Annotated in this window: 18 protein-coding genes; 8 read left to right on the top strand and 10 right to left on the bottom strand. The window is 67.9% G+C overall.

Going from position 1 to position 23,646, the window contains the following annotated elements; translation table 11 throughout:
* The first annotated feature begins 290 nt into the window (after positions 1-290).
* Positions 291-2,543, top strand: a complete 2,253-nt coding sequence (locus ACX9TP_RS12100) for a hypothetical protein (protein ID WP_482979865.1) — start codon at positions 291-293, stop codon at positions 2,541-2,543.
* Here the strand turns inward: ACX9TP_RS12100 and ACX9TP_RS12095 are convergent.
* The 3 genes from ACX9TP_RS12095 to ACX9TP_RS12085 all read right to left on the bottom strand — a co-directional run bounded on the left by ACX9TP_RS12095 (position 2,540) and on the right by ACX9TP_RS12085 (position 4,898).
* Positions 2,540-3,343, bottom strand: coding sequence for a L,D-transpeptidase family protein (locus ACX9TP_RS12095; RefSeq protein ID WP_482979864.1), 804 nt, complete (start codon positions 3,341-3,343; stop codon positions 2,540-2,542). The genes ACX9TP_RS12100 and ACX9TP_RS12095 overlap by 4 nt on opposite strands.
* A gap of 44 nt (positions 3,344-3,387) precedes the next feature.
* Positions 3,388-4,035: a polysaccharide deacetylase family protein gene (locus ACX9TP_RS12090; RefSeq protein ID WP_482979863.1), complete on the bottom strand. Its 648-nt coding sequence runs from the start codon at positions 4,033-4,035 to the stop codon at positions 3,388-3,390.
* A 263-nt stretch (positions 4,036-4,298) separates the two neighbouring features.
* Positions 4,299-4,898, bottom strand: coding sequence for a M57 family metalloprotease (locus tag ACX9TP_RS12085; RefSeq protein ID WP_482979862.1), 600 nt, complete (start codon positions 4,896-4,898; stop codon positions 4,299-4,301).
* Positions 4,899-5,311: 413 nt separating this feature from the next.
* Between ACX9TP_RS12085 and ACX9TP_RS12080 the strand changes: the two genes are divergently transcribed.
* The 4 genes from ACX9TP_RS12080 (at position 5,312) to ACX9TP_RS12065 (ending at position 10,572) form a co-directional block, all read left to right on the top strand.
* Entirely contained in the window at positions 5,312-5,731 is a 420-nt protein-coding gene (locus ACX9TP_RS12080) for a TonB family protein (RefSeq protein WP_482979861.1), read from the top strand.
* A gap of 95 nt (positions 5,732-5,826) precedes the next feature.
* Positions 5,827-7,644 (top strand): DEAD/DEAH box helicase, encoded by a 1,818-nt coding sequence (locus ACX9TP_RS12075; protein WP_482979860.1) that lies wholly within the window; start codon positions 5,827-5,829, stop codon positions 7,642-7,644.
* A 103-nt stretch (positions 7,645-7,747) separates the two neighbouring features.
* Entirely contained in the window at positions 7,748-9,289 is a 1,542-nt protein-coding gene (locus tag ACX9TP_RS12070) for a hypothetical protein (RefSeq protein ID WP_482979859.1), read from the top strand.
* A gap of 86 nt (positions 9,290-9,375) precedes the next feature.
* Positions 9,376-10,572 carry an acyltransferase family protein gene (locus tag ACX9TP_RS12065; RefSeq protein ID WP_482979858.1) on the top strand — a complete coding sequence of 399 codons (1,197 nt, stop codon included), beginning with the start codon at positions 9,376-9,378 and terminating at the stop codon, positions 10,570-10,572.
* A gap of 9 nt (positions 10,573-10,581) precedes the next feature.
* Here the strand turns inward: ACX9TP_RS12065 and ACX9TP_RS12060 are convergent, their stop codons facing one another.
* A complete protein-coding gene (locus tag ACX9TP_RS12060; protein ID WP_482979857.1) occupies positions 10,582-11,259 on the bottom strand; it encodes an RNA 2'-phosphotransferase in 678 nt (225 codons plus the stop codon).
* Between the two features lie 103 nt (positions 11,260-11,362).
* On the opposite strand from ACX9TP_RS12060, the gene ACX9TP_RS12055 reads away from it, so the two are divergent.
* A complete protein-coding gene (locus ACX9TP_RS12055; RefSeq protein ID WP_482979856.1) occupies positions 11,363-12,217 on the top strand; it encodes a LysR family transcriptional regulator in 855 nt (284 codons plus the stop codon).
* Positions 12,218-12,289: 72 nt separating this feature from the next.
* Here the strand turns inward: ACX9TP_RS12055 and ACX9TP_RS12050 are convergent, their stop codons facing one another.
* The 5 genes from ACX9TP_RS12050 to ACX9TP_RS12030 all read right to left on the bottom strand — a co-directional run bounded on the left by ACX9TP_RS12050 (position 12,290) and on the right by ACX9TP_RS12030 (position 19,752).
* The gene (locus ACX9TP_RS12050) at positions 12,290-13,033 is read right to left on the bottom strand and encodes a hypothetical protein (protein ID WP_482979855.1); all 744 of its coding nucleotides are present in this window, start codon (positions 13,031-13,033) and stop codon (positions 12,290-12,292) included.
* Positions 13,034-13,175: 142 nt separating this feature from the next.
* On the bottom strand, positions 13,176-14,300 hold the full coding sequence (locus ACX9TP_RS12045) for an ABC transporter permease (protein WP_482979854.1): 1,125 nt from the start codon (positions 14,298-14,300) through the stop codon (positions 13,176-13,178).
* 2 nt (positions 14,301-14,302) lie between these two features.
* Entirely contained in the window at positions 14,303-17,113 is a 2,811-nt protein-coding gene (gene rbbA / locus ACX9TP_RS12040) for a ribosome-associated ATPase/putative transporter RbbA (protein ID WP_482979853.1), read from the bottom strand.
* Positions 17,114-17,138: 25 nt separating this feature from the next.
* A complete protein-coding gene (locus ACX9TP_RS12035) occupies positions 17,139-18,149 on the bottom strand; it encodes an HlyD family secretion protein (protein WP_482979852.1) in 1,011 nt (336 codons plus the stop codon).
* 10 nt (positions 18,150-18,159) lie between these two features.
* Positions 18,160-19,752: an efflux transporter outer membrane subunit gene (locus ACX9TP_RS12030; protein ID WP_482979851.1), complete on the bottom strand. Its 1,593-nt coding sequence runs from the start codon at positions 19,750-19,752 to the stop codon at positions 18,160-18,162.
* Between the two features lie 250 nt (positions 19,753-20,002).
* Here ACX9TP_RS12030 and ppk2 point away from each other — a divergent pair, with 250 nt between their 5' ends.
* Positions 20,003-20,803, top strand: coding sequence for a polyphosphate kinase 2 (gene ppk2, locus ACX9TP_RS12025; protein ID WP_482979850.1), 801 nt, complete (start codon positions 20,003-20,005; stop codon positions 20,801-20,803).
* Positions 20,804-20,834: 31 nt separating this feature from the next.
* Here ppk2 and ACX9TP_RS12020 read toward each other — a convergent pair whose 3' ends face one another.
* On the bottom strand, positions 20,835-22,373 hold the full coding sequence (locus ACX9TP_RS12020) for a Cof-type HAD-IIB family hydrolase (RefSeq protein WP_482979849.1): 1,539 nt from the start codon (positions 22,371-22,373) through the stop codon (positions 20,835-20,837).
* 209 nt (positions 22,374-22,582) lie between these two features.
* On the opposite strand from ACX9TP_RS12020, the gene ACX9TP_RS12015 reads away from it, so the two are divergent.
* A complete protein-coding gene (locus tag ACX9TP_RS12015; protein WP_482979848.1) occupies positions 22,583-23,641 on the top strand; it encodes a class I fructose-bisphosphate aldolase in 1,059 nt (352 codons plus the stop codon).
* Positions 23,642-23,646 lie beyond the last annotated feature (5 nt).

Below are 23,646 nucleotides of genomic sequence, written 5' to 3'. Positions count from 1 at the left end.
TACACCGCGTTCAACCTGACGGCACTGGGAGGAAAGCTCCACCACACATTGCCTGGGGCCCGGGCGCGCTCGTCGTAAATCCGAGCACTTAGCCGAGCCAGGAGTCTCCCCAGGTGCGTTCCTCCGGGGGCGCGAGAATTCAATGCAAAAGAAATCCGGGGGACGCGTCCTCCTGTCACAGCACGACAGGAGAATCCATGCCTCCCCAGGTGACAGGTCAGCGTCCTACATCCCCGACGACGACGAAGCCGACCACGAGCAGGGTTCCTCCGGCTCCGACGAAGCCGGCCGTGCCGACCCGGACCGCGCCATCGCAGCCGAACATGCTGCAGCGTGACTCGTTCACGACCTCGACGCAGAACAAGACGCCGCTGACGCAGCGGCTGCTGGGCGACAACCCGCTGCTCAAGCCGCTGGTCACCGACGACTTCATGTCGGGTGTGATGCTGCGCGCGACCTCGCGTCGGGACAGCGACCTCAAGCTGCCGAAGGACGCGAAAGAGAGCGTGAAGGTCTCCGACGTCCCGCTGCCGACCGACGCCTCCACGCCCACGCCGTCGCAGGCCTTCGTCATCGACGCGGCGATGAAGCTGGGCTTCTCCAAGGAGGTCGCGACGATTGCCGTCGCGGAGATGGCGCGCCGCGACGGCGACCAGCTCACCGTCGACCTCGACACGAAGAAGCCGGTCCTGACCGCCGAGGACTTCAAGAAGGCGTCCAACGGCGGCACGACGGACGCGTACACCTTCAAGCCCCACCAGCTTGCCATCCTGAAGGACGCCAACATGGCGGCGGCGTACGGGATGGACTCGCTCGACAAGCTCTACGCCGCGCAGGCCGAGGTGCTGCCGGCGCTCCGCCAGGCGGCCATCAACGGCACCGATGTCGACTTCGACCAGATGCTGAAGCTCGTGAATGACCCGGCGACGCGGGATGGAATGACCGCGTACTACGAGGCGATGCGGGTGACGCGAGACATCGGCCACGGCGATGAGGGGGGCTTCGAGGCGCTCCCCGCCGCGAAGATGAAGCTTGCGGAGGCACTCAAGAACCTTCCGGATGGCAGCCCGCTGAAGGCCTCGCTGCAAGCGATGACCACGCAGATGGAGGGCGCGCAGAAGACGCTCCTCGCGGGTACGGAGTCGGGCGGCAAGACGCCGCGCGCGGCCATCGCGCTGATGAACAACATCGCCAATGCCCCGCTCGGCCAGCTGCCAGACGAGGACATGGTGACGGGCTCCATCGACAACGTCGTGTCGAACGCCATCGACAAGGGCGCCAACCCCAAGCAGGCCGAGGCGCTGAAGGGCGCGCTCGAGCTCGCCTACGGCCTGCGCGCGAACGGCGGCAGCTCCAGCGAAGTCCTGGAGGCGAACAAGAAGAAGCTCGCCGACCTCTCGAAGGAGGCGGGCCCGCTGGGTCAGGGCCTGAGGCCCCTGTTCGACAAGATCTCGAAGGAGGCGACGCTCAAGCCGTACATCGCGCCGCAGATCAACTCCCAGGCCGATGCCGTCAACAACGCGGAGACCGTCTCCACCATCGCCGGGAATCTGAAGATCGCGGCGAGCATGGCCGGCATCGACGGCCTGCCGGACGCGCTCGACGCGCTGAAGAACTCGGCGGACGCCATCGCGAAGGGCAACACCGTGGAGGGCACGGTCGCCGGCATCACCGCCGCGCCCGCCATCATCAGCGGCCTGCTCCAGCTCGTCGCGAAGCAGCCGCATCTCGAAGAGCAGGTGCTGAAGCTGCTCGGACGCGTGGGCGGTCTCGCGAAGGGCCCCACAGACCTGCTCGGCATGTACGGCAATGCCAAGAAGGTCCTGTATGGCACGGACCTCGACGGCAAGAAGGTCTCCGCGGATGACCGCATCAAGGCCGGCGCGGACCTGGCGCTCGACAACGTGCCTTCCGTCATCTCCACCATCGGCGCCATCTCCGGCAGCACCGCCACCATCTTCGAGATTGCCGCGGCGCCTCCGCTCTTCATCGGGCTCGCCCAGGCGAAGGTGATGATGTACGTCATGGAAGAGGCCGGGAAGATGAAGGGCAACATCGCGACCCACGAGATGCGCAAGCGCTTCGCGCTCGGTGACGGTGATGACGCGCAGTTCCAGCGGGCGCTCGCGGAGCAGGTGCAGACCGTGGAGCAGAAGCCCGTTGCCCGGACGGACCAGGCCCTCTCGACCTCGCAGTACCTGCTGCAGTCGCACTTCAAGGACATCGACACGGCGGCGCGGTTCCAGGCGTTCGCGGCATCACGCCTGAGCGGAGGCCGGGCCACGGTGAACGCGCTGATGCGCGGGCAGGTCCCCGCGCAGTACCGCAACCCGTATGGACCGAACGTCGCCACCAAGGACGGCGCCGCGCTCATCCAGGTCGCGAAGGAGCTGAAGGCGCTCACCGCGGAGTTCTACAAGAACGAAGTGGAGGAGGTCCGCAAGACGCTCAACAACCAGGGCGGCCCCAACAGGGGTGATACCTATATGCGGACCGACGAGCAGAAGAAGCAGCTGCGCATCTCGTTCCCGAACCGCTACTAGGCCACCCGGGGGGAGGGAGCCGGGGCGCCCAGGCGAGCATCTCTCACGCTGTCGACGACCGCCACCCAGTCCCCCACCTTGACGGCCTCGTAGAGGACGAGGATGGCGGCGTTGTCGTGGCGGATGCACCCGTGCGAGACATCCTCGCCCAGCCGGGTCGGTGCGTTGGTGCCGTGGAGCTCCTCGCCCGAGCGGGAGCCATCCGCCCAGGACAGGTCGATGATGCACGGGCCGTAGACGAGGCCGCCCCACAGCTTCAGGCCCAGGGCCCGTGCGGCCGCCGCGCCCAGCTTCGCGCTGACCTTCTTCAGGCCCCTGTCCGTCGGGGTGGCCCGCGCCCCCACGGCGTTGCCGAAGATGCCCTGCAGCCCGCCCTGCGCGTCGAAGAGGAACGTCCGGTGCTCGTTCTTCACCACCAGCACGCGCAGCGGGGTGCCGTCGTAGCGCGGCACCGGGAGGTGGTGCGGCTGGCCGCGCTGCTTCGGGCGCGGGGCGAGCGTGTCGAGGGCACGCAGGGTGGCGGCATCCACCACGCCGGTGGGCTGGACGTCGGCGAAGGCCGAGCCGGCGTGCACCTGGAAGTTGCGGACCGCCTTGAGCGACTGCGGACCGAAGGCGCCATCCGCGCCTCCGTGCAGGCTGAAGCCCATGTCGAGCAGGGCCTGCTGTACTGCCTGCGCGCCCGTGCCCCGGGCGTTGCGTCCGAGCGTCGCCTGGCCAGCGAGCACGTGCGCCAGCTCGGGCTCGCTGGCGAAGCGGTCATTGCGAAGGGAGGTGGAGTCAACAGCAGTCGTGGACATGGGATTCCTCGTGCGAGGTGAAGCGCGGAACAAACCCGGGGGCCTCATGCGACTGCCACGGACGGCCGCTGCGGCGGATCCCCGTAGGACCGGAACTCCCACCCCTCGGCATGGAGACCGTGGATGAAGCCCTTCAGGTCCCTGGCCGTGGCCTGGTTGACGTGCATGAGCATGTCCAGCGGCTGGCCCCGCTTGTCATGGAGCCCCTTCCAGCGCTTGCGGGACGGATAACACTTCAGCGTGTCGGCCAGGCCGCGGGGGGCCTTCCAGTCGTTGGTGTCCACGTCCCACCCGGTGAGCTGCAGGCCCAGCCCGGTCGCCACCTTCTGCAGTATCGGGCTCTTGTCACCCACCCACCCGGCGCCGTACGGCGGCCGCAGCCGGTTGGGTCGCACTCCCGCGGTCTGGAAGATGAGGTCCTGCGTCCGCTGGAGTGTCTGCCACAGCTGCGCCTCGGACAGCTTGGGAAGCGCCACGTGGCTCCACGCGTGGCTCTGGAGGATGTGGCCGCGCTCGGCGATGAGCCTGACCAACGCCGGCTGCTTCTGCACCTCCTCGCCCAGCACGTAGAAGACGCCCTGGATGCGATGGGCGTCCAGGATGTCCAGCGTGGTCTTCAGGGCCCAGTCCCTGCCCTTGTCGTCGAGCGGGCCGTCATCGAAGGTAAGGATGGCGCCAGGTGTGGGGTTCATTCGTCAGACCTCTCTTCGGGAGTCCGGAATCACCGGAGCGTCCAGAGGTCAGACGGACAGAGGCACGAGCAAGGTCTGGCTCCCCTACTCCCGGGTCATCTTTGTTCACGCGCCCAACACAAGCGTGGACCTGGGCAGAAGGCCGCCAGGGCCATGCGGCGGCTCCTCCGAGGGTGCGTGCCCCAGAGGAGTCCTGCCCATCGCAGGCCACCCGCCGAGCGATGCTCGATGTCGGGTGGCCCCCTGAACCCTTCAGACGCTTCTCAGAAGAGGTAGTTCAGCGCGACGATGTCGTACTGGGAGAACTCGCCGGTCGCGGTCGACCTGAAGCAGGAGTTCATGAGCGACAGCGGGTCCGTGGTCGGCGTCCCGGGGATGAGGATGGCCCCCACGCCCGCGGTGCCTTCATTGCCACCGCACGTGGTGACGTGGAAGAAGTCCGTGTGGCGGAGACCGAGCGCGTGGCCCAGCTCATGGGTGATGATGTGCTCGTTCACGTCGATGCTGTAGCTCTGCAGGCCGGTGCCGATGTTGATGGTCCCGTAGGGACGGCCGCCCGAGGGGAATCCCGCGGAGCCGCCAGCGCCGGACGTGGTCTGCGCGGTGATGTTCGCGTTGCAGCCGGTGGTCGGGCCTCGTGCCATGGTGATGACGAGTCCCAGGCTGTTGTAGTTGGCGATGGCCAGGTCCAGCCCCTGGCTGAGCCGGCTGTAGCTGTTGAACTGGGAGGTGGGGTTGATGCAGATCTTCTTCACGACGGAGGTGTCGACCCGGTTGGTCGTCATGTATTGCTCCGCGCTCCCGTCACCGCGCTGAAGCATCTCCTGGGACGCCTCGAGCGTCACGTGAGCGTCGCGCCCCACGTATACAGCCCCCTCGGAAACCATGATGCTGTCGGCCGGATACCCGGCCTCGATGAGGTTGGAGATGATCTCCTCGTTCTCGAGCCGCGGGTCGACTTCAGTACCGCAGGCGGTCAGCAACGCGCCACAGCTCACCACGAGGACTGCCGTTCTCTTGAACATGCTCGTTTCCCTCCAGCTCTGAAGCCGCTCTTCCCACGCTCCCGGCATGGGAGCGTCGGGGCGGACAAAGAGAGTTTATTCAAATCCTCTACCTGCAAAGCCATTTAGTTCAGACTAAACGGTAATAAATGAAATGCCTGCTGCACTGCGGCAGTGGCTCCTTCCGCGGGAGGATGGAGCAGGTTGACGCCGAGGCCTTCTCACCGCGGGCATTTACGCGGCCCGGCCTCTCACGGGAGACTCGGGAGCGAATGCGCCTCCCGAGCTTGCTCCTCCCGCTTGCCCTCTGCCTGAGCGCCTGCGTCAAGCGCGTCGACATCGAGGTCCTCGAGCCCCCCGCGCCCACTCCCGCCGCCAGTGCCCGGCCCCGGGGCCCTCTCGACAAGGACCAGATTCGCGCGGTCATCCAGGCGAACCGGGCGCAGGTCCGCAACTGCTACGAGACGCGCCTCGAGTCCGCCCCGAACCTGCACGGCAAGGTGGCCATCCGGTTCGTCATCGGAGGCGATGGCCAGGTCCTGGAGTCCAGGGTCCGCGAGTCCACGGTCGGAGACCCGGAGCTGGAGGGCTGCGTCGCCGCCCGAGTGCGCACCTTCCGGTTCCCGCCCACGGGTGGCGGCGTGGTCGTCGTCACCTACCCCTTCATCTTCAAGACCTCCCAGGAGGGCTGAAGCCCGGCAAGCGCCCCTGCCCCGGACTCCGGGATGGGGGCCCGGCTTCGGGTATCCTTCCCAGACACGTCCGTGAGCAGGAGGGGATTGAGGCCATGGCCACGTTGATTCCAGCCCTCAACCAGTGCCTCGGCCGCATGCAGGCGGGGGAGAAGCGCTTTGCGCGCCGCCTCGAGGAGAAGCTCGAGGACGACTACCTCCTCTGGTACGACGTCCCGGTCGGAGCGACGGGCCATCACCCCGACTTCATCGTGCTCCACCCGCGGCGAGGCATCCTCGTCCTCGAAGTGAAGGACTGGCGACGGGAAGCCATCCAGTCCATCGACAAGGCCAGTGCCACGCTCCTGTCCGGCAGCGGGCCCAAGCGCGTGGTCAATCCCTTCGAGCAGGCGCGCACCTATGCGCAGGACATCAAGGACCTGCTGGAGCGGGACCCGGCGCTCACGCACGAGGGCGGCGGCTTCCAGGGCAAGCTGAGCCTTCCCTGGAGCTACGGGGTCGTCCTCTCCAACATCACCCGTCGCCAGTTCGACGAAGGGAAGCTGGGCGAGGTCCTTCCCGCCCACCGCGTCCTCTGCAAGGACGAGATGACGGAGGACGTTGCTCCCGAGGCCTTCCAGCAGCGGCTCTGGGACATGTTTCCCTGGCAGCGGGAGAGGCCACTCACCCTGCCTCAAATCGACCGCATCCGCTGGCACATCTTCCCCGAGCTGCGGCTGGGAGGCTCACAGCTGGACCTCTTCGCGGAGCCGGATGCCGAGGCGGCCCTGCCGGACCTCCTCCACATCATGGACCTGCAGCAGGAGCAGCTCGCGCGCAGCCTGGGCGAGGGACACCGGGTGATTCACGGCGTCGCGGGCTCGGGCAAGACGATGATTCTGGGGTTCCGCTGTCTCCAGCTGGCCAGGGTGCTGCGGCGTCCGGTGCTCGTGCTCTGCTTCAACCGGGCCCTGGCGGCCTGGCTCGAGCAGACGATGGCCACGCGCGGGCTCGCGCATCAGGTGAGGGTGCGGAACTTCCATGCCTGGTGCCGGGAGCAGTTGGTGCACTTCCACGCGGGCCTTCCTCCCGACGGACTCACTGCCGGGGACTACGCCGAGCAGCTCACCCAGCGGGTCATCCGCGCCACCGACCAGGGACTCATTCCGCGTGGACAGTACGGCGCGGTGCTGGTGGACGAAGGACACGACTTCAAGCCGGAGTGGCTGAGGCTGGTGGCGCAGATGGTCAGCCCGGAGACCAACTCCCTCCTCGTGCTGTACGACGACGCCCAGTCCATCTACCGCCGCGAGCGGTTCAGCTTCCGGAGCGTCGGCATCCAGGCCCAGGGACGCACCACCATCCTGCGGCTCAACTATCGCAACACGGCCGAGATTCTTCGCTTCGCCGCGGCGTTCGCCAAGGACGTCCTCAAGCCGGAGGACGCGGACGAGGATGGTGTTCCCCTCGTCCTCCCTCAAACAGCCGGGCGGCACGGCCCCCCACCTCGGCTGGTGACGCTTCCGAGCCTGCGGGAGGAGGCCGACTACGTGGCCGGACACCTCCGACAACTGCACGCGGAGGGCTTTCGCTGGAGCGACATGGCGCTGCTGTACCGGAGCTTCGAGGTGGGCGAGGCCGCAACCCAGCGCCTCGCGCACGCGGGCGTCCCCTTCCAATCGGTGGGAAAGCGCACGCGTCAGTCCGCCTTCGACTCCGAGGAAGACTCCGTGAAGGTGCTCACCTTCCACGCCAGCAAGGGACTGGAGTTCCCCGTCGTCGCCATTCCGGGCCTTGGACGTCCGCCTTCCCGGGCGGAGAGCCCCAAGGAGGAAGCCCGGCTGCTCTACGTGGCCATGACGCGGGCCATGGAGCGACTCGTCGTCACCGGGGCGGAGGGCGCCGTGCCCCAGCTCCTCGCCACGGCGGGGTGAAGGCGACTCAGCGACACCCGGAGTCCGGCCTGGACACGAGCCCGGAGTGGAACAACCAGACAGCTTGGACGGGACAGCGCCCGGATTGGTTAGAGTGCGCGCCATGTCAACACGCAATGGGTTGTTCATGGCGGCACTGCTCGCGGGGGTGTCTGTCATTGGCTGCAGCTCCGCACCCGAGGAAAAGGCCGACGCGGGAACACCGCCCCCCGCCGACAGCGGGACGGCGGACGTCGACAGCGGGACCGTCCAGGAAGGCGAGGGCATCCGCTTCAACCCCACCGCCCACATCATCGACGAGAGCGGGCAGGTCACGGTGATGCAGACAGGCGCATGGTTGGAGGCGCCGGCGCCCGCGGCCCTCGTCCCGGGCGGCCTGCCGGATGGGGGCGTCAAGGTGTACCTCGCGCAGCATTCGGGCATCGACGGGTACGTCGTGCCGGGCGTGCCGGAGGGGAACTACTTCCTGCGCTTCAATGACACGTACCTGTGGACGGATGCGCGCCAGGTGGAGCTGCGCTCGACGCAGGTGCAACGGCCCAGCCTCGAGTGGAACGTCCCCGCCGGGACGGCGCTGGACCTTCACGTCTCCGGGCTCGCGCCCTGGAGGGCTTCGGACACCCTCCGGCTGAGCTCGCCCAATGGCGGCACACCCATGGAGGACCTGCGTCTGAGCACCGCCGAGGACTTCGGAGGCACCCTGCCCCCCGACGAGGCCACCCAGCTCGACACGCGGGTGTCCCGCATCTTCACCCTGCTCGACGGCTCCAAGGGAGACTCGCTGTGGGTGCAGCAGCTCTCGGTGCGCGAGGGCCTCGACGGAGGCCATCCCTTCACCGGGGTGGTGCGCAGCTTCCACCAGCCCGCCGTCCCGCTCACGCCGGGAAGCGCGACTTCGCTCGACGTCGCGCTCACGGAGGGCAGCGAGCGCACGGTGTCCTTCTCCGTGAATGTCGCGGCGTTCGACACGCAGCACCAGGCGGCGCACCCGGAAGTGCGCGGCGTGCGCTCACTCGACTGGGCCATCGGGGCACGTCCGGGGACCGAGCCCTTCGCGCGGCTCGGCAGCAGCCCCGAGCTCGCATTCGGCACCCCGTCCATCGACGTCGCGCTCGCGCCCTATACCGTGCGCTTCGTGGACGCCTTTCCGGAGCACTGGCGGCGCGTGGCGCACGTGTCCTCCTCCGCGCAGGTGCGGCTCACCTCGGGCAACCTGAGCTACGTCGGCACGCTGCGGCTCCATCGCGCCGATACGCTGGAGGGTCTGGTCGAGGCGGGCACGCTGGCCCCCCGGCTCGGCCCGGTGCGCAACCTGCGCATCAACGGCCAGGGCGCCGCCGCGGAGCTCACCGGCGTGGGGACCTCCCCCGTGGTGAGCTGGGATGCGCCCGGGCTGGGGACCGCGACGCGCTACTTCGTCCAGGTCATCCCCTTCACCGCCCAGGGCGGTGGACTCGTCGCGGGCACGAGCCCCTCCCGGCTCGTCACCACGAAAACGGAGGTCCGGCTGCCCCCCGGCCTGGTGTCCGGCACGCACTTCCTGGTGAGGGTGACCGCGACGCGTGGGGCCGGTACCAACAGCCCCTACGAAGGGGAGCTCCCGCTCGACCTGGCGGAGGCCACGACAGGCATCCTGCGTCCCTGAGCACGCCCGGCCGCTCCCCCGGCGGCCAGGGCCCCCGCGCTCGGATGGGGCACGCTCGCGCATCCCAGGTATGGTCCGCCCCTGAGATGAAGACCGTGCCCTTGGAGCCCCTGCGCCTGCCCGCGCACCTTCCCGCGCTGGACGGCCTGCGCGGGGTGGCGGTGCTGCTGGTGATTGCCTACCACTCGCTGACGGTGCTCACCACCGCGCAGGTGGGCAGGCTCTTCCAGGTGGGCTGGGCGGGCGTGGACCTCTTCTTCGTCCTCTCCGGCTTCCTGATTACGCGCATCCTCGTGCAGACGCGCGAGCGCGGGGCCTACTTCCGCACCTTCTACGCGCGGCGCGCGCTGCGCATCTGGCCGCTGTACTTCCTGGTGCTGGCCTTCGCCTTCACCGTCATGGGGCGGCTGCTGCCGATTCTGGCCTTCGACACCCAGCAGTACCCGTGGGCGCTCTACGCGCTGTACCTCCAGAACCTCTGGCTGACGGACTTCGGACCCTCGCCGCTCAGCGTGACGTGGTCCCTGGCCATCGAAGAGCAGTTCTACCTGGTGTGGCCGCTGCTCGTGTTCTTCCTGCGCAACGGACAGCTGCGCGCGCTGCTGTGGGCGTGCGTGCTGCTCTCCCCCGTGGCGCGCTTCGCCGCGCTGTGGGAGGGCGCTTCTCCCTTCCAGGTCTACACCTTCACCCTGCTCCGCCTGGACGGGCTGGCGCTCGGGGGATTGCTGGCGCTGGGCGTGGTGGACGGCCGATTCACGGCGGAGCGGCTGGAGCGGTGGGGCCGGCGGCTCGCGGTGCCCGCGATGCTCGTGGCCTTCGGGCTCTCCTTCGTCTTCTTCAGCCATGGGCATGCCATCCACATGGCCACGGCGCTCGTGGGGCCGGGCGGCCCGACGGTCCGCGCGTTGCTGGTGGCGGGCCTGTACACGCTCTGGGCGGTGGGCTTCGCCTGCCTGCTGGGGTGGGTGCTCACCGGGCGCGCGCGGGTGCTCCAGGCCGTGCTGCAGTGGGCTCCGCTGCGCTTCGTGGGACAGGTGAGCTACGGGCTCTACCTCTTCCACACGCTCGTCTTCCCAGTGGGCGCCTACTACACGCGGCCGCTGTTCTATCGCTACATCCCCTGGAGCGTCGCCGCCACCGCGCTCGGCCTGCTGTTCGAGTACGCGGTGCTGCTGGCGCTCACCGTCGTCTCGTGGCGCTGCTTCGAGCAGCCCCTGCTGCGCCTCAAGGACCGGTTCACCCACACGGACGCCCCCGGGAAGGCCGTGGCTCCCACGGCCTGACAGCGAGCGTCAGCCCACCTCGACCGGCCCCCGCTCCTGCCCTGGGGGCGGAGCGGCCCCCTTCCCCACCCGTCCCTTCAGCTCCGCGAGCACGGAGCGTCCCGGGCCATTGCACGCGAGCACGTCCACGATGACGGCGGCGGGGATGGCGCGCGCGAGCAATACCCCGTTGGGTGCACGGAAGATGCGCAGCCCCGCGGCCCGGAGCCGCACGGGGGAGATGACCAGCAGCACATCCACGCCAGCGCGCTTGCCCACCTTCGAGTCCACCGTGGCGGCCAGGTGGACGTGGGTGCGCGCCGCGGAATGAACGCCCTCCCCGGAGAGGATGGCGCGCGCGGCGGCCACGGACGTGCCGTGGTAGAGGAGCGCGTCCGAGGTCACCTCGTCCCAGCTGCGCTCCAGCCCGTCGAGCGTCACGGGGGTGCCCTCCAGGGAGTGGCCCTGCACGGCGCGCACCTGCTCGCCCCGCACCTCGAAGCGGGACTTGTTGTTCTCCGCGACCACCTCGTCGAACGCCCTGTGCGACAGCCCCGTCATCCGCAGCACGTCGACGATGGGGGCAAAGCCCGCGGAGTCCATGGCAAGGCCCGTCTCCCGGGCACCATGACGCAACAACCACGACAGCTTCTTCGACTTCTGGGTGAGTGCCTGGAGCTGCTTCTCCGGGCGGTGTGCGGTGGCCATGAGCGCTCTTCCTTTCTTTCGATGGAGGAACAGTAGCCGGCACCGTCCCCGAGCACGAATCGGGACTTCTCTCCAGCTATCGAAAAGGCGGATAGTTCCACTCATGGACACGGATGGACTTCGCGCCCTGGTGGCGTTCGCGGAGGCTGGCTGCAATCTGACGCTCGCGGGGCGCGCCATCGGGCTGTCCCAGCCGGCGGTGCATGCACGGCTGCAAGGGGTGGCGCGGGCGCTGGAGACCGACCTCTATGAGCGCCGGGGCCGGCGCCTCCAGCTCACGCCGGAGGGAGCGCGCGTGCTCGCCTGGGCGCGTGACGTGCTCGAGCGGGAGCGCACCCTGCGCGTGGAGCTGCGTCAGGGACACGCGGAGGAGCGGGTGGTGCTCGCCTGTGGAGAAGGAGCGCTGGTGCACGTGGTGGCCGAGCGCATCGCCCCGCTCCTGCGCGAGCGGACCGGCGTGCTCTCCTTCCTCGTGGTGGATGGTCCCGCCGCGGTCGCCGCGGTGGAGCGTGGCTCGGCGCACCTGGCGGTGGTGGCCGGGCCTGCTTCCAGTCCTCCGGGCCTGCGCTCGCAGCCACTCGTCACCGCCGCGCTGCTGGCCGTGGCCGCCCGGCAACACCCGCTGGCGCGGGCGGGGCGAGAGGTGGAGGTGGGGGCACTGCTCGAGCACCGGCTCCTGGTGCCCCCGCTCGGCCGCGCCCTGCGCGCCACCCTGGAGGATGCCGCCGCGGCGCGTGGACGCGCCCTCGAGGTCGCCGCGGAGGTGACCGGCTGGGAGGCGGTCTGCCGGCTCGCGGCCCTGGGCGTGGGGGTGGGCGTCATCAACGACGTGGTGGCCACCCCGGACCTCGCACGCCTTGCCGTGCGCGGCCTGCCGCCGGTGACCTACCGGCTGCTGATGCGCCGTGGACGTGGCACGCGGCTCGCGGAAGAGGTGGTGCGGACCTTGCTCGGCTGACGCGTCGATGACACCGCGGACCCAGGGGGTACGTACCGAAGCGCGGAACTCGACGAGCCTTCCACGCCGACGTCAGTCCAGGCTCTGCTGGTCATCTTCCGAGCCTGTGATGCGCTTCCAGTTCTTCTTCTGGTTCGCGTCCCACTTCAGCTTGAGCAGGAGGTAGGCGAAGGTCGTGCCGTACGAGAGCCTGAGCGTCAGGTCACCCGTGGAGCCCTGGCTTCCTTGCGCGGTGACCATCACCTCGCCGTTGGTCGCCGACAGCGCCAGCGAAGCGCTGGAGCTGAAGGCCTTGGCCGTCTTCGCCTTCAGGATCATGAAGATTTGATGCACCAGACGGCCGCTGTCGCCGCACTCCTTGAGGTGGGCGAGCACGGCTGGCGAGTCGTTGGCCGCCTTGATGATGTCGCTCGGGTAGACGTCCAGCTTCACGAGGCAGAGCTGGTCGTGGCGCAGTTGCTCGTAGGCCACGGACGGCGAGAGCGTGACCGTGCCTGTGTCCGTCCCCGTCCCCGTCCCCGTCCCCATTCCCGGGTCCGTGCCCATTCCCGTGTCCGCGCCCGAGACGGGCACCGCCACGTCCACGGCGAGGTCGACCGAGCTGGTGCCGGTGAAGTCAATCCTCGCCGTGGTGGCCCGGCGCACCTTCAGCCGGGCCGCCGGGATGCGGCCGAGCACCTCGATGTAGTTCTGCTTCGTCAGCGGCGCCTTCTTGTCGCCGAACGAGCCAATCAGCACGCTCGGCGAATTCGCACGGAAGTAGCTGAGACCCGCGAACTTCAGACTCGTATTGGTGATTCTGGCGTCGCCAGCCATCTTGGACTCCCCCGAGCACTTCTCTGAGTGTGGCCCCGCGATACGACGCGGGACCTGTCACCCAGGAGAGAGGGAGGCGCTGACGGATGTGACGGTCCGGCCCCAGCCATCCGCACGGAGGCGCTCGGGCTTCGAGCAGGCCCTACTTGCTCGCCGCGATGGACTTCCGGAAGAGCGCCAGGCTGTAGACGAAGAACCCCACGCCCACCGCGCTCACCATCAGGAACTGGCGCCAGACGGCTGACAGTCCACCGCCGCGGTAGATGATGATCTGCGAGAAGCTGACGAAGTGCCGGGAAGGCAGGAGGTACGTGACGTACTGCAGCCACTTCGGCTGGCTCTCGACGGGTGTGCTCCCGCCCGAAAGCAGCATCAGCACGAGAATCACGAGGATGATCAGCAGCGCGAACTGCGCCATCGAGCGTGAAATCGTCCCCAGGAAGATGCCGAGCGCCGTGGCGAAGAACAGGTAGAGCACGACGCCGACGAACCACAGCACCACCGAGCCGGCGAACGGCACCTCCAGCACCATGTCCACGACCAGGAAGAGCGAAGCCCCGGTCGCGACGAGAATCACGAGGCTGTTGGCCCAGACCTTCGCCATCGCGATTTCGAACGAGGTCAGCGGCATCACGAGCAGGTGCTCCAGCGTCCCGTGTTCGCGCTCGCGGATGACCGCGGCGCCCGTCAGGACGACCGTGAGCAGGGTTATCTGATTGATGATGGCCACCACGCTCTTGAACCAGGACGACACCCCGTTGGGGTTGAAGAGCTTGCGAATGACCAGGTTGACGGGCTTCGGCCCCGTCTCCTCCGTGCGCTCCAGAAAGGACGCAATCCGGTCGTGGACGATGTTCTTGATGTAGCCGGAGCCAATGCCCGCCTGCTGCATGGCGGTCGCGTCGATGTTCACCTGGATGTCCGGGTTGCGTCCCGCGCGAAGGTCGTGCTCGAAGCGGGGCGGAATCACGACGACGAACATGAACCGGCCCCTGTCCATGTCCTCCTGGACCGCATCGGGGGAGATGATCTCAGGCAGCATGAACCGGGGCGGATAGAAGGCGTTGAGCAATTCCTTGGACAACGCGGACCCGTCCTCGTCGACGAAGGCAATCGAGGCGTTGTTCACCTCGCTCGAGGTCCCCGTGGCCTGGACATAGATTGCCAGGGTGAACGCATAGATGACGAATACGACCATCACCACGTCGCTCAGCAGGCTGCGAAGCTCCTTGAGCCCGAGCCACAGAATGTTCAGCAGCGAGTTCACCCCTATTTCTCCTGCTTCTTCAGGCCAATGACACTGACCGCCAGGAGGAAGGGGATGCACACGGCGAGGAAGGCGACATCCCGCATGATGAGGCTCGCATCCAGTCCCTTCGTGAACGCGCCCAGACTGGCGTGCATGTAATAGGTGGCCGGCCAGATGCTGCCGATGACACCGGCGCCCCCTTGCAGCGTGGAGACAGGCTGCAACAAGCCGGAGAACTGGATGGTCGGGGTGATGGTCAGGATGGCCGTGACGAAGACGGCCGCGACCTGGCTGCCGGTAAAGGTCGAGGTCACCATCCCGAGGCCCGTCGTCGCCACGACGTAGAACAGCGTGCAGAGAATCAACGTCAGGAAGCTGCCCTTGATGGGAACTCCGAAGACCACCAGCGACAGGGCGGTCAGGATGAAGAAGTTGATCATGCCGATGGCGACGTACGGCAGCTGCTTTCCGAGCAGGTACTCCAGCCGCCCGGTGGGCGTGACGTAGAAGTTGATGATCGACCCCAGCTCCTTCTCGCGCACGATGCTGACCGTCATGAGAATCGCGGGTATCAGCAGCAGCAGCAGCGCCGGGACGCTCGGCACGATGGAATAGACGCTCTCGAACGTCGGATTGTACAGGTAGCGCTCTTCGATGTTGGCCGTGTACTTCATGGCGCTCGCCGACTCGAAGCCGCTCGCGGGGTCCTGCAGCAACCGGTTGTGGACGCCCTGGACATATTGCGCGACGGTGTCGCCACGGAAGGTCATGGCGCCATCCACCTGCGCCAGCACCTCGGGTCCGGAGCCCCGGCGGAAATCCAGGCCGAAGCGGGGCGGAATCTCCAGCACCACCGAGACATCGTCTGATTGGAGCCGGCCAAGCGCGTCGTCCGCGGATTGGGCCGGCGGAGTCGGGGCGAAATAGCGGCTCGCCGCGCTGAACTGCTCGAGGTACGCGCGGCTCTCGGGCGACTGGTCGAGGTCCAGCGTGGCATAGCGGATGTGTTCGACGTCGGTCGTGATTCCGAAGCCGAAGACGAGCATCAGCATCGCCGAGCCGACGAAGGCAAAGGCCAGACGGACCTTGTCGCGGAGGATCTGGATGGTCTCATTGTGGGTGTATGCCAGCATCCGGCCGACCCGCAGCCGGAGGCCCGCCCGCTCCGGTCGCTCGGCCTTGGAGGGGGGCGGAACGACGGGCGCTGCGACCGCGGGCGCCGGGGCGGTAGGGGGGGCCTGCTTGCCCTCGGCGCGAGCCGCCTCGGCAATGGCGTCTTCCATGTAGGCGATGAAGGCGGTCTCCAGGCTGTCGGCGTTCCGTGCCTCGATCAGCTTCTGGGGAGCATCCGCCGCCAGCACCCTTCCCGCGTTCATGAGGGAGATGCGGTCGCAGCGCATCCCCTCGTTCATGAAGTGCGTCGTCACGAAGATGGTGACGCCCTGATTGCGCGACAGGTCGATGAGCAGCTCCCAGAAGCTGTCCCGGGCGACCGGGTCGACTCCCGACGTGGGCTCGTCGAGGATGAGGATCTGCGGCCCATGCAGCACGGCGACGGCCAGCGAGAGCCGCTGGCGCAACCCCATCGGCAGCGACTCGGCCAGCGCATCCAGATGCGCGCCCAGTCCGAAGCGCTCGACCAGCTCGTCGATGCGCACCTTCGCCTGGTCTGGCGGCAGATGGTAGAGCCGGGCATGCAGGACCAGGTTCTGATGGACGCTCAGCTCGCCGTAGAGCGAGAACGCCTGCGTCATGTAACCCAGGTTCTTGCGCACCTCCATGCTGCCAGCCTCGACGGAGCTGCCGAAGAGCTTCGCTGTCCCTTCCGAGGGGGGCAGCAGGCCGGTCAGCATCTTCATGGTCGTGGACTTGCCGCAGCCGTTGGAGCCCAGGAAGCCGAATATCTCTCCGCGCTCAATCGACAAGGTGACGTGGTCGACGGCGGTGAAGGTGCCGAAGCGGGCGGTCAGTCCGTGGGCCTCGATGGCCAGCTCCGCCTTGCCCGGTGCACGGGGGGGAATGGTGATTTCCTTGTGGCCGCTGCGCTTCTCCTCGGGGAGCAGCGCGATGAAGCACCGCTCCAGGTCCTGCGTCCCCGTGCGCGCCATCAGCTCCGCGGGAGACCCCGTCGCCAGCACGCGCCCCGCGTCCATGGCGACAATCCAGTCCCACTGCTGGGCTTCGTCCATGTAGGCCGTGGAGATCATGACGCTCATCCCCGGACGCCCCGCGCGAATGTCGTCGATGAGCGTCCAGAACTGCCGCCGGGAGAGCGGGTCGACGCCGGTGGTGGGCTCGTCGAGGATGAGCAGGTCCGGGTCGTGCACCAGCGCGCCGCAGAGCCCCACCTTCTGCTTCATTCCGCCCGACAGCTTGCCGGCGGGGCGCTCCGCGAACTTGCCGAGCCCCGTGGCCGCGAGCAGCTCCGGGACGCGGGTCTTGCGCTCCTGGGGTGACAGCCCGAAGAGCCGGGCCATGAAGTCGACGTTGTCGTAGACGCTGAGCTCCAGGTAGAGGTTCTTGCCCAGCCCCTGCGGCATGTATGCGACGCGTGGGCCCACCGCACGCCGGTGCCGCGCGTCTGCGATATCCCCGTCCAGGACGGTCACCCGCCCTTCCTGCATCTTCTTGGAGCCGGCGACCAGGGCCATCAGCGTCGACTTGCCGACGCCGTCAGGCCCCACGATGCCCACCATGATGCCGCTGGGAATGTCGAGCGAGAAGCCGTCGAGCGCGACGACGCTGCCGTAGCGGTGGGTCACATTCTGGATGGAGACCACGGGCCTGATGACGGAGCCGCCCGTCGATGCTGGAGACGCGGATGAGACCATGGCTGAGCCCTCCCGGGGCACCGGGCTACAGAGGTCCGGCTTCAGCCGTGATGATGTTCTGCAGCCGGACGGGCCAGGCGGCGTTGGGGTCCACCTTGACGTAGCCGACGCCGCGGATGCCTGTCTTGATGCGCTCGACGTAGCGGCTGGCCAGCTCCTTGGGGACCTGGAGCTTCACCCGGAACATCAGCTTCTCCCGCTCGCTCTTCGTCTCCACCTGCTTGGGAGTGAACTGCGCCTCCGGGGACACGAAGGAGACATACCCGGGGATGGAGCGCTCAGGCTCGAAGTCGACGGTGAGGCGCGCTTCGGAGCCAATCTTCAGGCGGGCGGCCTCGCTGGCCGGAAGGAATATCTCCATGTAGACGTCTTCCAGGTTCACCAGCGTCAGCGCCGGCCCGCCGGGCGAGAGCACCTCGCCGGGCTCCGCGAGACGGTAGAGGACCCTTCCCGTCACGGGAGACTTGAGCGTCGCGTCGGCGATGCGCGTTTGAATCGTCGCCGCATTGGCTCGCGCGACCTCGACCTGCCCCTTGGAGGTCTCCAGCATGGCTTCCGCCTCCGCCAGGCTGGCCCTCGTGGTCGCGAGCTGGCTCGTTCGAACGTCCAGGTCCCGCTGCGAGCCGGCGCCCTGCGCCACCAGCTTCCTGGCGCGCTCGACCTCGATGTTGGCGAGCGAGATTTCACTCTTCTGCTTGACGATGGAGGCCTCGGCCGCCGCCAGCCGCTCCTGCGTGGCCGCGACGTTCGCGTTGGCTTCCGCCAGGCTCGCCTCCAGCGTGGTGGTGTCCAGCTGCACCATCACCTGGCCTGGTTTGACGAGGTCGCCTTCGTTGACAAGGATTTTTCTCACCCGCAGGGGTTCCTTGGCGGCGACATCCACCAGCTTCGCCTCGATGCGACCGTTGCCCGAGATGATTCCCTCTGGCAACGCGGATTGCTTCCCCTTCCAGTACCGGAAGCCAATGAACACGGCGACCGCGACAGCGATCAACCCAATGACCCACTTGATCTTCCCTTTCGGGCTCTTGGGCATGACGAATCCTCTATTCCTTTCCCGAGGGCGAGCTCTGCTTGGTTTCCTGCGACCGGGGCTCGGACACCATGTCGCCCCAGTCGGTCCGCTTCTCCATCTCGCGTTGCATGGGCTCCGGCACGACGGGCTGGCCCTGACGGACCTCCCAGCCCCCGCCCAGCGCCTTGTACAGGGCGACCAGACTCGTCGCGATGGAAGAGCTCGTCCGGGCCAGGTTGTTCTGCTGCTCCAGGAGCGAGCGTTGCGCTTCCAGTACGCGCTGAAAATCCACGGCGCCTTCGCGGTACTGCACCACGGCGAGCTCCACCGACCGCTGCGCGGACTTCACGGCGGCCTGCTCGAACGCCATGGCCTTCTGGGCATTGACGAAGCCCACCACCGCGTCCGACACCTCCTGGGCGGCCTTGAGCACCGTGTTGCGATAGTTGACGAGCAATTGCTGGAACCGCGCGTCTTCGACACGCACCCCGTTCTTCAGACGGCCGTAGTTCAGGAAGGGCCAGACAATCCGGGGGCCAAAGGAATAGACCAGGCTGCCGATGGAGAAGAGATTGCCGGAGGCGGCGCCGGCGGTGCTCGCCTCGAGCCCGATGGACCCGAAGAGGGAGAAGCTCGGGTAGAGCTCCGACTCGGCGATACCGATACGGGCACACTGCGCGGCGGCAATCAGCTCGGCGCTGCGGACGTCCGGGCGCCGCCGCAGTATCTCAGCCGGCATGCCGACCGCCACCGCCGCGGGCGCCATCGGAATCTGCTTGGGTCCCGCCAGCAGCGCCTCCACGTCCCCCACGGGCTGGCCCAGGAGCGTGCTCAGGGCGTTGCGAGCCTGCTCCAGCCCGCTCTCCAGCTGGGGAATGGTGGCCCGGGTGCTCTCCAGCAGGGTCGCCGCCTGCGTCACGTCGAGCTCCGAGGTGGCACCATTGCGGAAGCGAGCGTCGGCGATGCGGTAACCCTCCTCCTGAATCCTGACGTTCTCCCGGGCCTGCTCGATGAGCACCTCGAACGTCCGCACCACGACGTAGGTGCGCGCCACCTCCGCGTTGAGCGAAACGAGCGCGGACTGGTAGTCCGCCACGGTCGCGAGCAGGCCGGCGGTTCCCGCCTCCACTCCCCGCCGGTACTTGCCCCAGAAATCCAATTCCCAGACCGCGTCGAAGCCCAGCTGGTAATCCAGATAGTCGCGGTCGATTGCACCGAAGTTGGCCAGATTCGCCGTGTTCTCACTGAGTCCCACCGCGGCCGCGCTGCCGGTGGCCACCTGGACCTGCGGATACTGCTGGCCGGTGACGATGCCCAACTGGGCGCGCGCCTCCACGATTCTCAGGCCTGCTATCTGCAGCGGCAGGTTCTGTCGGTAGGAGAGCTCCACGAGACGGTCAAGCGTTGGGTCTCCGAACGACTTCCACCATTGGGTGTCGACCGCGGCCTGTGTCGACAGTCGCGGGTCGCCCTGGGTGCGCCACTCCTGGGGAAGTGCGGCCTCCGGCTTCGTGAAGTTGGGACCGACCGTGCACCCGGAGAGCGCCGAGAGCATGCCGAGCAACGGTAGTGCGCCGACAAAGGGTGCAAGCCCTGGATGCCTCCCCTGCATGGTGCTGTCCATCCCCCGCATTCGCGACACCTCGGTAGGTGGGGATGATTTGCACGTCGCGGAACGCGCGGAAGTACGAGTTGTCCGACGGCCCCGTAGGGCAGGATTCGATGTCCGTTCCCAAGGACTCACACCGACCGGGGGGCGACGTCGCTGTCTGCGTTCGGACAGGGTGGGCGTTTCGCGTCAGGTACACCGATGACCTGGCGCGGTCTCGAAGGCACGCATTGCACGCGTCACGGGGCCGCATCACCATCAGGTCATGGCACACGTCACTCACGCGGCGCCCCTGACGCGCAAGACTTATGAAAAGGAGCTTCGCAAGCTCCAGGCCCGGCTCTGCGTGCTCCAGGATTGGGTCAAGCAGGAGGGAATGCGCGTCGTCGTGGTCTTCGAAGGTCGCGACGCCGCGGGAAAAGGCGGCACGATTCGCGCCATCACCGAGCGGGTGAGCCCGCGGGTGTTTCGCGTGGTGGCACTCCCGGCGCCCTCGAGCCGGGAGAAGTCCCAGATGTACCTGCAGCGCTACGTGCCGCATTTTCCCGCAGCGGGCGAAATCGTGATTTTCGACCGCAGTTGGTACAACCGGGCCGGGGTCGAACCAGTGATGGGGTTCTGTACTCCCGAAGAGCACGAGCGCTTCCTGATTGGCTGTCCCGTCTTCGAGAAGTACATGGTCGACAGCGGAATCATCCTGCTGAAGCTCTGGCTCGAGGTTGGCAAGAAGGAGCAGCAGCGGAGGTTCGAAGCGCGGATTGGCGACCCCCTCCGGCAGTGGAAGCTGAGCCCCATGGACATCAAGTCCTGGACGCGCTGGTACGACTACTCCCAAGCGCGGGACCAGATGCTGGCCGCGACGGACACGCCGGATGCGCCCTGGTACATCCTGCGGTCTGACGACAAGAAGAAGGCGCGGCTCAACTGCATCCAATTCCTGCTGGACAAGATTCCCCACCAGCGGGTGAAGCGTCCCAAGGTGAAGCTGCCCCGCCGTTCCATGCGTGGCGCCTACGACGACGACGCCTCGCTCGAGGGGAAGAACTTCGTCCCCGACAGGTTCTGAGCGTCCGCCCGCGCCGGGACGCGGTGCGTCCTCAGTGCGCTTCCTCCAGCGCGACGTACGGGGTGGCGTCCTGCTCGAGGAAGGCGGCCGGGTCGGCCACCACGACATCCGCGCCGTAGCGGCGCAGCTCGGCGGGCCGGCCCAGGCGGTCGATGCCGATGACATAGGCGAAGTGGGCCGCCCGTGCAGCCGCGACGCCGGCAGGCGTGTCCTCGAAGACGACCGCTTCCTCGGAAGCGACGCCGAGGGCCCGGGCGGCCGCGAGGTAGAGCTCGGGGGGCGGCGTGGCGTCGAGCCGCGCGTCGAAGAGGTCCTCGATGCCGGCCGACCGGAGCATCTCGTCGCAATGCCTGCTCGGGGAGACGACCGCGGTCCGGAGGCCGGCCGCGCGCGCCGCCTGGACGTAGCGGACCGCTCCCTCATACGTCTCTACCCGCTCCTGCCGGAGCAGTTCCACCAGGACCGCGGCCTTGCGGTCGTTCAGCGCGCGAACCGTGCTCTCCGGCAGCTCGATGTCACGCGAGTCGAGAAACGCGCGGAGGTCCTCCAGGGGCGGCTTGCCGTCGAAGTAGCGGCTGTAGTCGCGCACCAGGTCGAAGGGGATGAAGGGCTGCCCCGAGGCTCGCGCACGCCGCCGCAGGTAGTAGTCACACAGCTGCTTCCAGGCCCGGGCGTGGAAGCTGGAGGTCTGGGTGAGGACGCCATCGAGACCGAAGAGGCAGGCGCGCGTGCGGGGCGGAAGCCCCAACCGCGTCCGTACGAGGGGCGGCTGGCCCAGGATGAAGGAGTCGACCGCGTAGGCGAATCCGTCCTCGTCGTTGGTGCGCGTGACGTGGCGCGCGAACCGTTGGACCTCGGGACTGGCATTGCCCATGGCGATGCCCAGGCCGGCGGTGGTCAGCATGGGCAGGTCGTTGGACATGTCCCCGATGGCGGCAATCTGCTCGAGCGGAAGCCGGAGCAGGCGTGAGGCCTCCCGCACGACCATTCCCTTGTTCGCTTCGGGATGCGTGACGTCGAGATAGTAGGGCGTCGAACGTGCCGCCGACGCTTCGGTGCCCAATCGCATGGAGAGCTCGGCCTCGCAGCGCGCGACCAGCGCCGTGTCCTCGCTCACGCCGACGAGCTTGATGGGAGCGTCGAGCACGCGGTGCAGGTCCGCGATGACGACCGGGTCGAACCCGACGTTGTTCCGCTCGCGCGGCGCGCGGAACGCCTCGGGGTCGCGGAGGAACCAGTCGGCCCCCTGGTATACCCAGACATCGAGCCCCGCCTGGAGCATGTAGTCGACGGCCTGCCTGGCAATGTCGGGAGGAATCGTCCGCTGCTCCAGCACCGTCGTGAGGTCGGGTTTGACGTATACGCCGCCGTTGAAGGCAGCCAGGGGGGCGGTGAGCTTCAGTGCCGCCACCAGCCCTGCCATCCCCCGCGGCGGCCGCCCGCTGGTGACGGTGAACATGACGCCGCTGGCACGCAACCGGTCGACTGCCTCGCAGGTCCGCGCGGTGAGGACCTTGTCCCGTGTCACCATGGTCCCGTCGATGTCCGCAATGAGCAACTTGATGGTCATGGCTGTCTCCAGCACCCGCCCGTTCGCTGCTGCCACCGCACGCCGGGCGTTGCCAGTCAAGACTGGGTCCAGAGCCAAGATGGCATCGCAACCTGGGCAACACCATCCTGCCCATTCCTCCGGAGCAGGCTCGTTGCCAACCGCCCTCCCGCTGGTTGCCGGTGTTTCAGCAGGCTCCCAGGTTCTCTTCCGGTGAATGGGAGGTACACATGCCGACGAGGCCAGGGCTTGGTGAAACCGCGCGAGCAATCGTTACTGACGGAAAGGGCATCCTGGCGGCGGACGAAACGGTCTCCACAATCACGAAGCGCCTGACCGCGCGTGAAATCGAGTCGACATCGGACAGCCGCCGCAACTACCGCGAGATGCTCTTCAGCACGCCCGACATCGCCTCGTTCATCGGTGGTGTCATCCTGCAGGACGAGACCATCCGGCAGGACAGCTCGACGGGCATCCCGCTGGTGGACCTGCTGGCCGGCCGCGGCATCATCCCCGGCATCAAGGTGGACGCCGGCGTCCGCCCCCTGGCCGGCGCGCCTGGAGAGTTCGTCACGGAAGGACTCGACGGGCTCCGCGAGCGGTTCGAGGAGTACCGCGAGCTGGGGGCGCGCTTCGCCAAGTGGCGCGCGGTCTTCATCATCCGCGACGGGCTGCCCACCCTGAAGTGCATCCACGCGAATGCGCACGCACTCGCGCGCTACGCCGCCCTCTGCCAGGAGCAGGGCCTGGTGCCCATCGTGGAGCCTGAGGTCCTGATGGAGGGGGCGCACGGGCTCGAGCGATGCGAGGACGTGACGGGGCGCGTGCTGCACGCCGTCTTCGACGAGCTCTTCGACGCGCAGGTGTCCCTGGAAGGGATGTTGCTCAAGCCGAACATGATCACCGCGGGCCAGGGCTTCGCCCGGCAGGCCACGGTGAAGCAGGTGGCGGAGGCGACGTTGCGCACGCTGACGCGCCATGTGCCGCCCGCGGTTCCCGGCATCGTCTTCCTGTCCGGTGGACAGGATTCCGTCCTGGCCACCGAGCACCTCAACGCCATCAATGGGCTGGACGGTCCGAAGCCCTGGAAGCTGACCTTCTCCTACGGACGCGCGCTGCAGGACGAGGCGCTCGCGGCCTGGCAGGGCCGGCGGGAGAACGTGCCTGCCGGCCAGCAGGCGTTCCAGCACCGCGCCCGGTGCGACAGCGCGGCGGCCCAGGGCAGGTACAGCAGCGACATGGAAGGCGAAGCGGGCTTCGCCGGGGCAGAGGCGCCCCCCTCCATCTAGCGCCA

Source organism: Pyxidicoccus sp. M15, assembly GCF_056858435.1.
Note: the sequence above shows the minus strand (reverse complement) of the source record. Positions and strands in the feature narration are given on the sequence as shown.

What these genes read in the sequence shown, in the direction of transcription:
- ACX9TP_RS12060 (WP_482979857.1), bottom strand. Translation starts at nt 11,259, where the DNA reads ATGGCCACCGCACACCGCCCGGAGAAGCAGCTCCAGGCACTCACCCAG.
- rbbA (WP_482979853.1), bottom strand. Translation starts at nt 17,113, where the DNA reads ATGGTCTCATCCGCGTCTCCAGCATCGACGGGCGGCTCCGTCATCAGG.
- ACX9TP_RS12020 (WP_482979849.1), bottom strand. Translation starts at nt 22,373, where the DNA reads ATGACCATCAAGTTGCTCATTGCGGACATCGACGGGACCATGGTGACA.
- ACX9TP_RS12070 (WP_482979859.1), top strand. Translation starts at nt 7,748, where the DNA reads ATGTCAACACGCAATGGGTTGTTCATGGCGGCACTGCTCGCGGGGGTG.
- ACX9TP_RS12015 (WP_482979848.1), top strand. Translation starts at nt 22,583, where the DNA reads ATGCCGACGAGGCCAGGGCTTGGTGAAACCGCGCGAGCAATCGTTACT.
- ACX9TP_RS12095 (WP_482979864.1), bottom strand. Translation starts at nt 3,343, where the DNA reads ATGTCCACGACTGCTGTTGACTCCACCTCCCTTCGCAATGACCGCTTC.
- ACX9TP_RS12050 (WP_482979855.1), bottom strand. Translation starts at nt 13,033, where the DNA reads ATGGCTGGCGACGCCAGAATCACCAATACGAGTCTGAAGTTCGCGGGT.
- ACX9TP_RS12035 (WP_482979852.1), bottom strand. Translation starts at nt 18,149, where the DNA reads ATGCCCAAGAGCCCGAAAGGGAAGATCAAGTGGGTCATTGGGTTGATC.
- ACX9TP_RS12075 (WP_482979860.1), top strand. Translation starts at nt 5,827, where the DNA reads ATGGCCACGTTGATTCCAGCCCTCAACCAGTGCCTCGGCCGCATGCAG.
- ACX9TP_RS12080 (WP_482979861.1), top strand. Translation starts at nt 5,312, where the DNA reads ATGCGCCTCCCGAGCTTGCTCCTCCCGCTTGCCCTCTGCCTGAGCGCC.
- ACX9TP_RS12065 (WP_482979858.1), top strand. Translation starts at nt 9,376, where the DNA reads ATGAAGACCGTGCCCTTGGAGCCCCTGCGCCTGCCCGCGCACCTTCCC.
- ACX9TP_RS12055 (WP_482979856.1), top strand. Translation starts at nt 11,363, where the DNA reads ATGGACACGGATGGACTTCGCGCCCTGGTGGCGTTCGCGGAGGCTGGC.
- ppk2 (WP_482979850.1), top strand. Translation starts at nt 20,003, where the DNA reads ATGGCACACGTCACTCACGCGGCGCCCCTGACGCGCAAGACTTATGAA.
- ACX9TP_RS12090 (WP_482979863.1), bottom strand. Translation starts at nt 4,035, where the DNA reads ATGAACCCCACACCTGGCGCCATCCTTACCTTCGATGACGGCCCGCTC.
- ACX9TP_RS12030 (WP_482979851.1), bottom strand. Translation starts at nt 19,752, where the DNA reads ATGGACAGCACCATGCAGGGGAGGCATCCAGGGCTTGCACCCTTTGTC.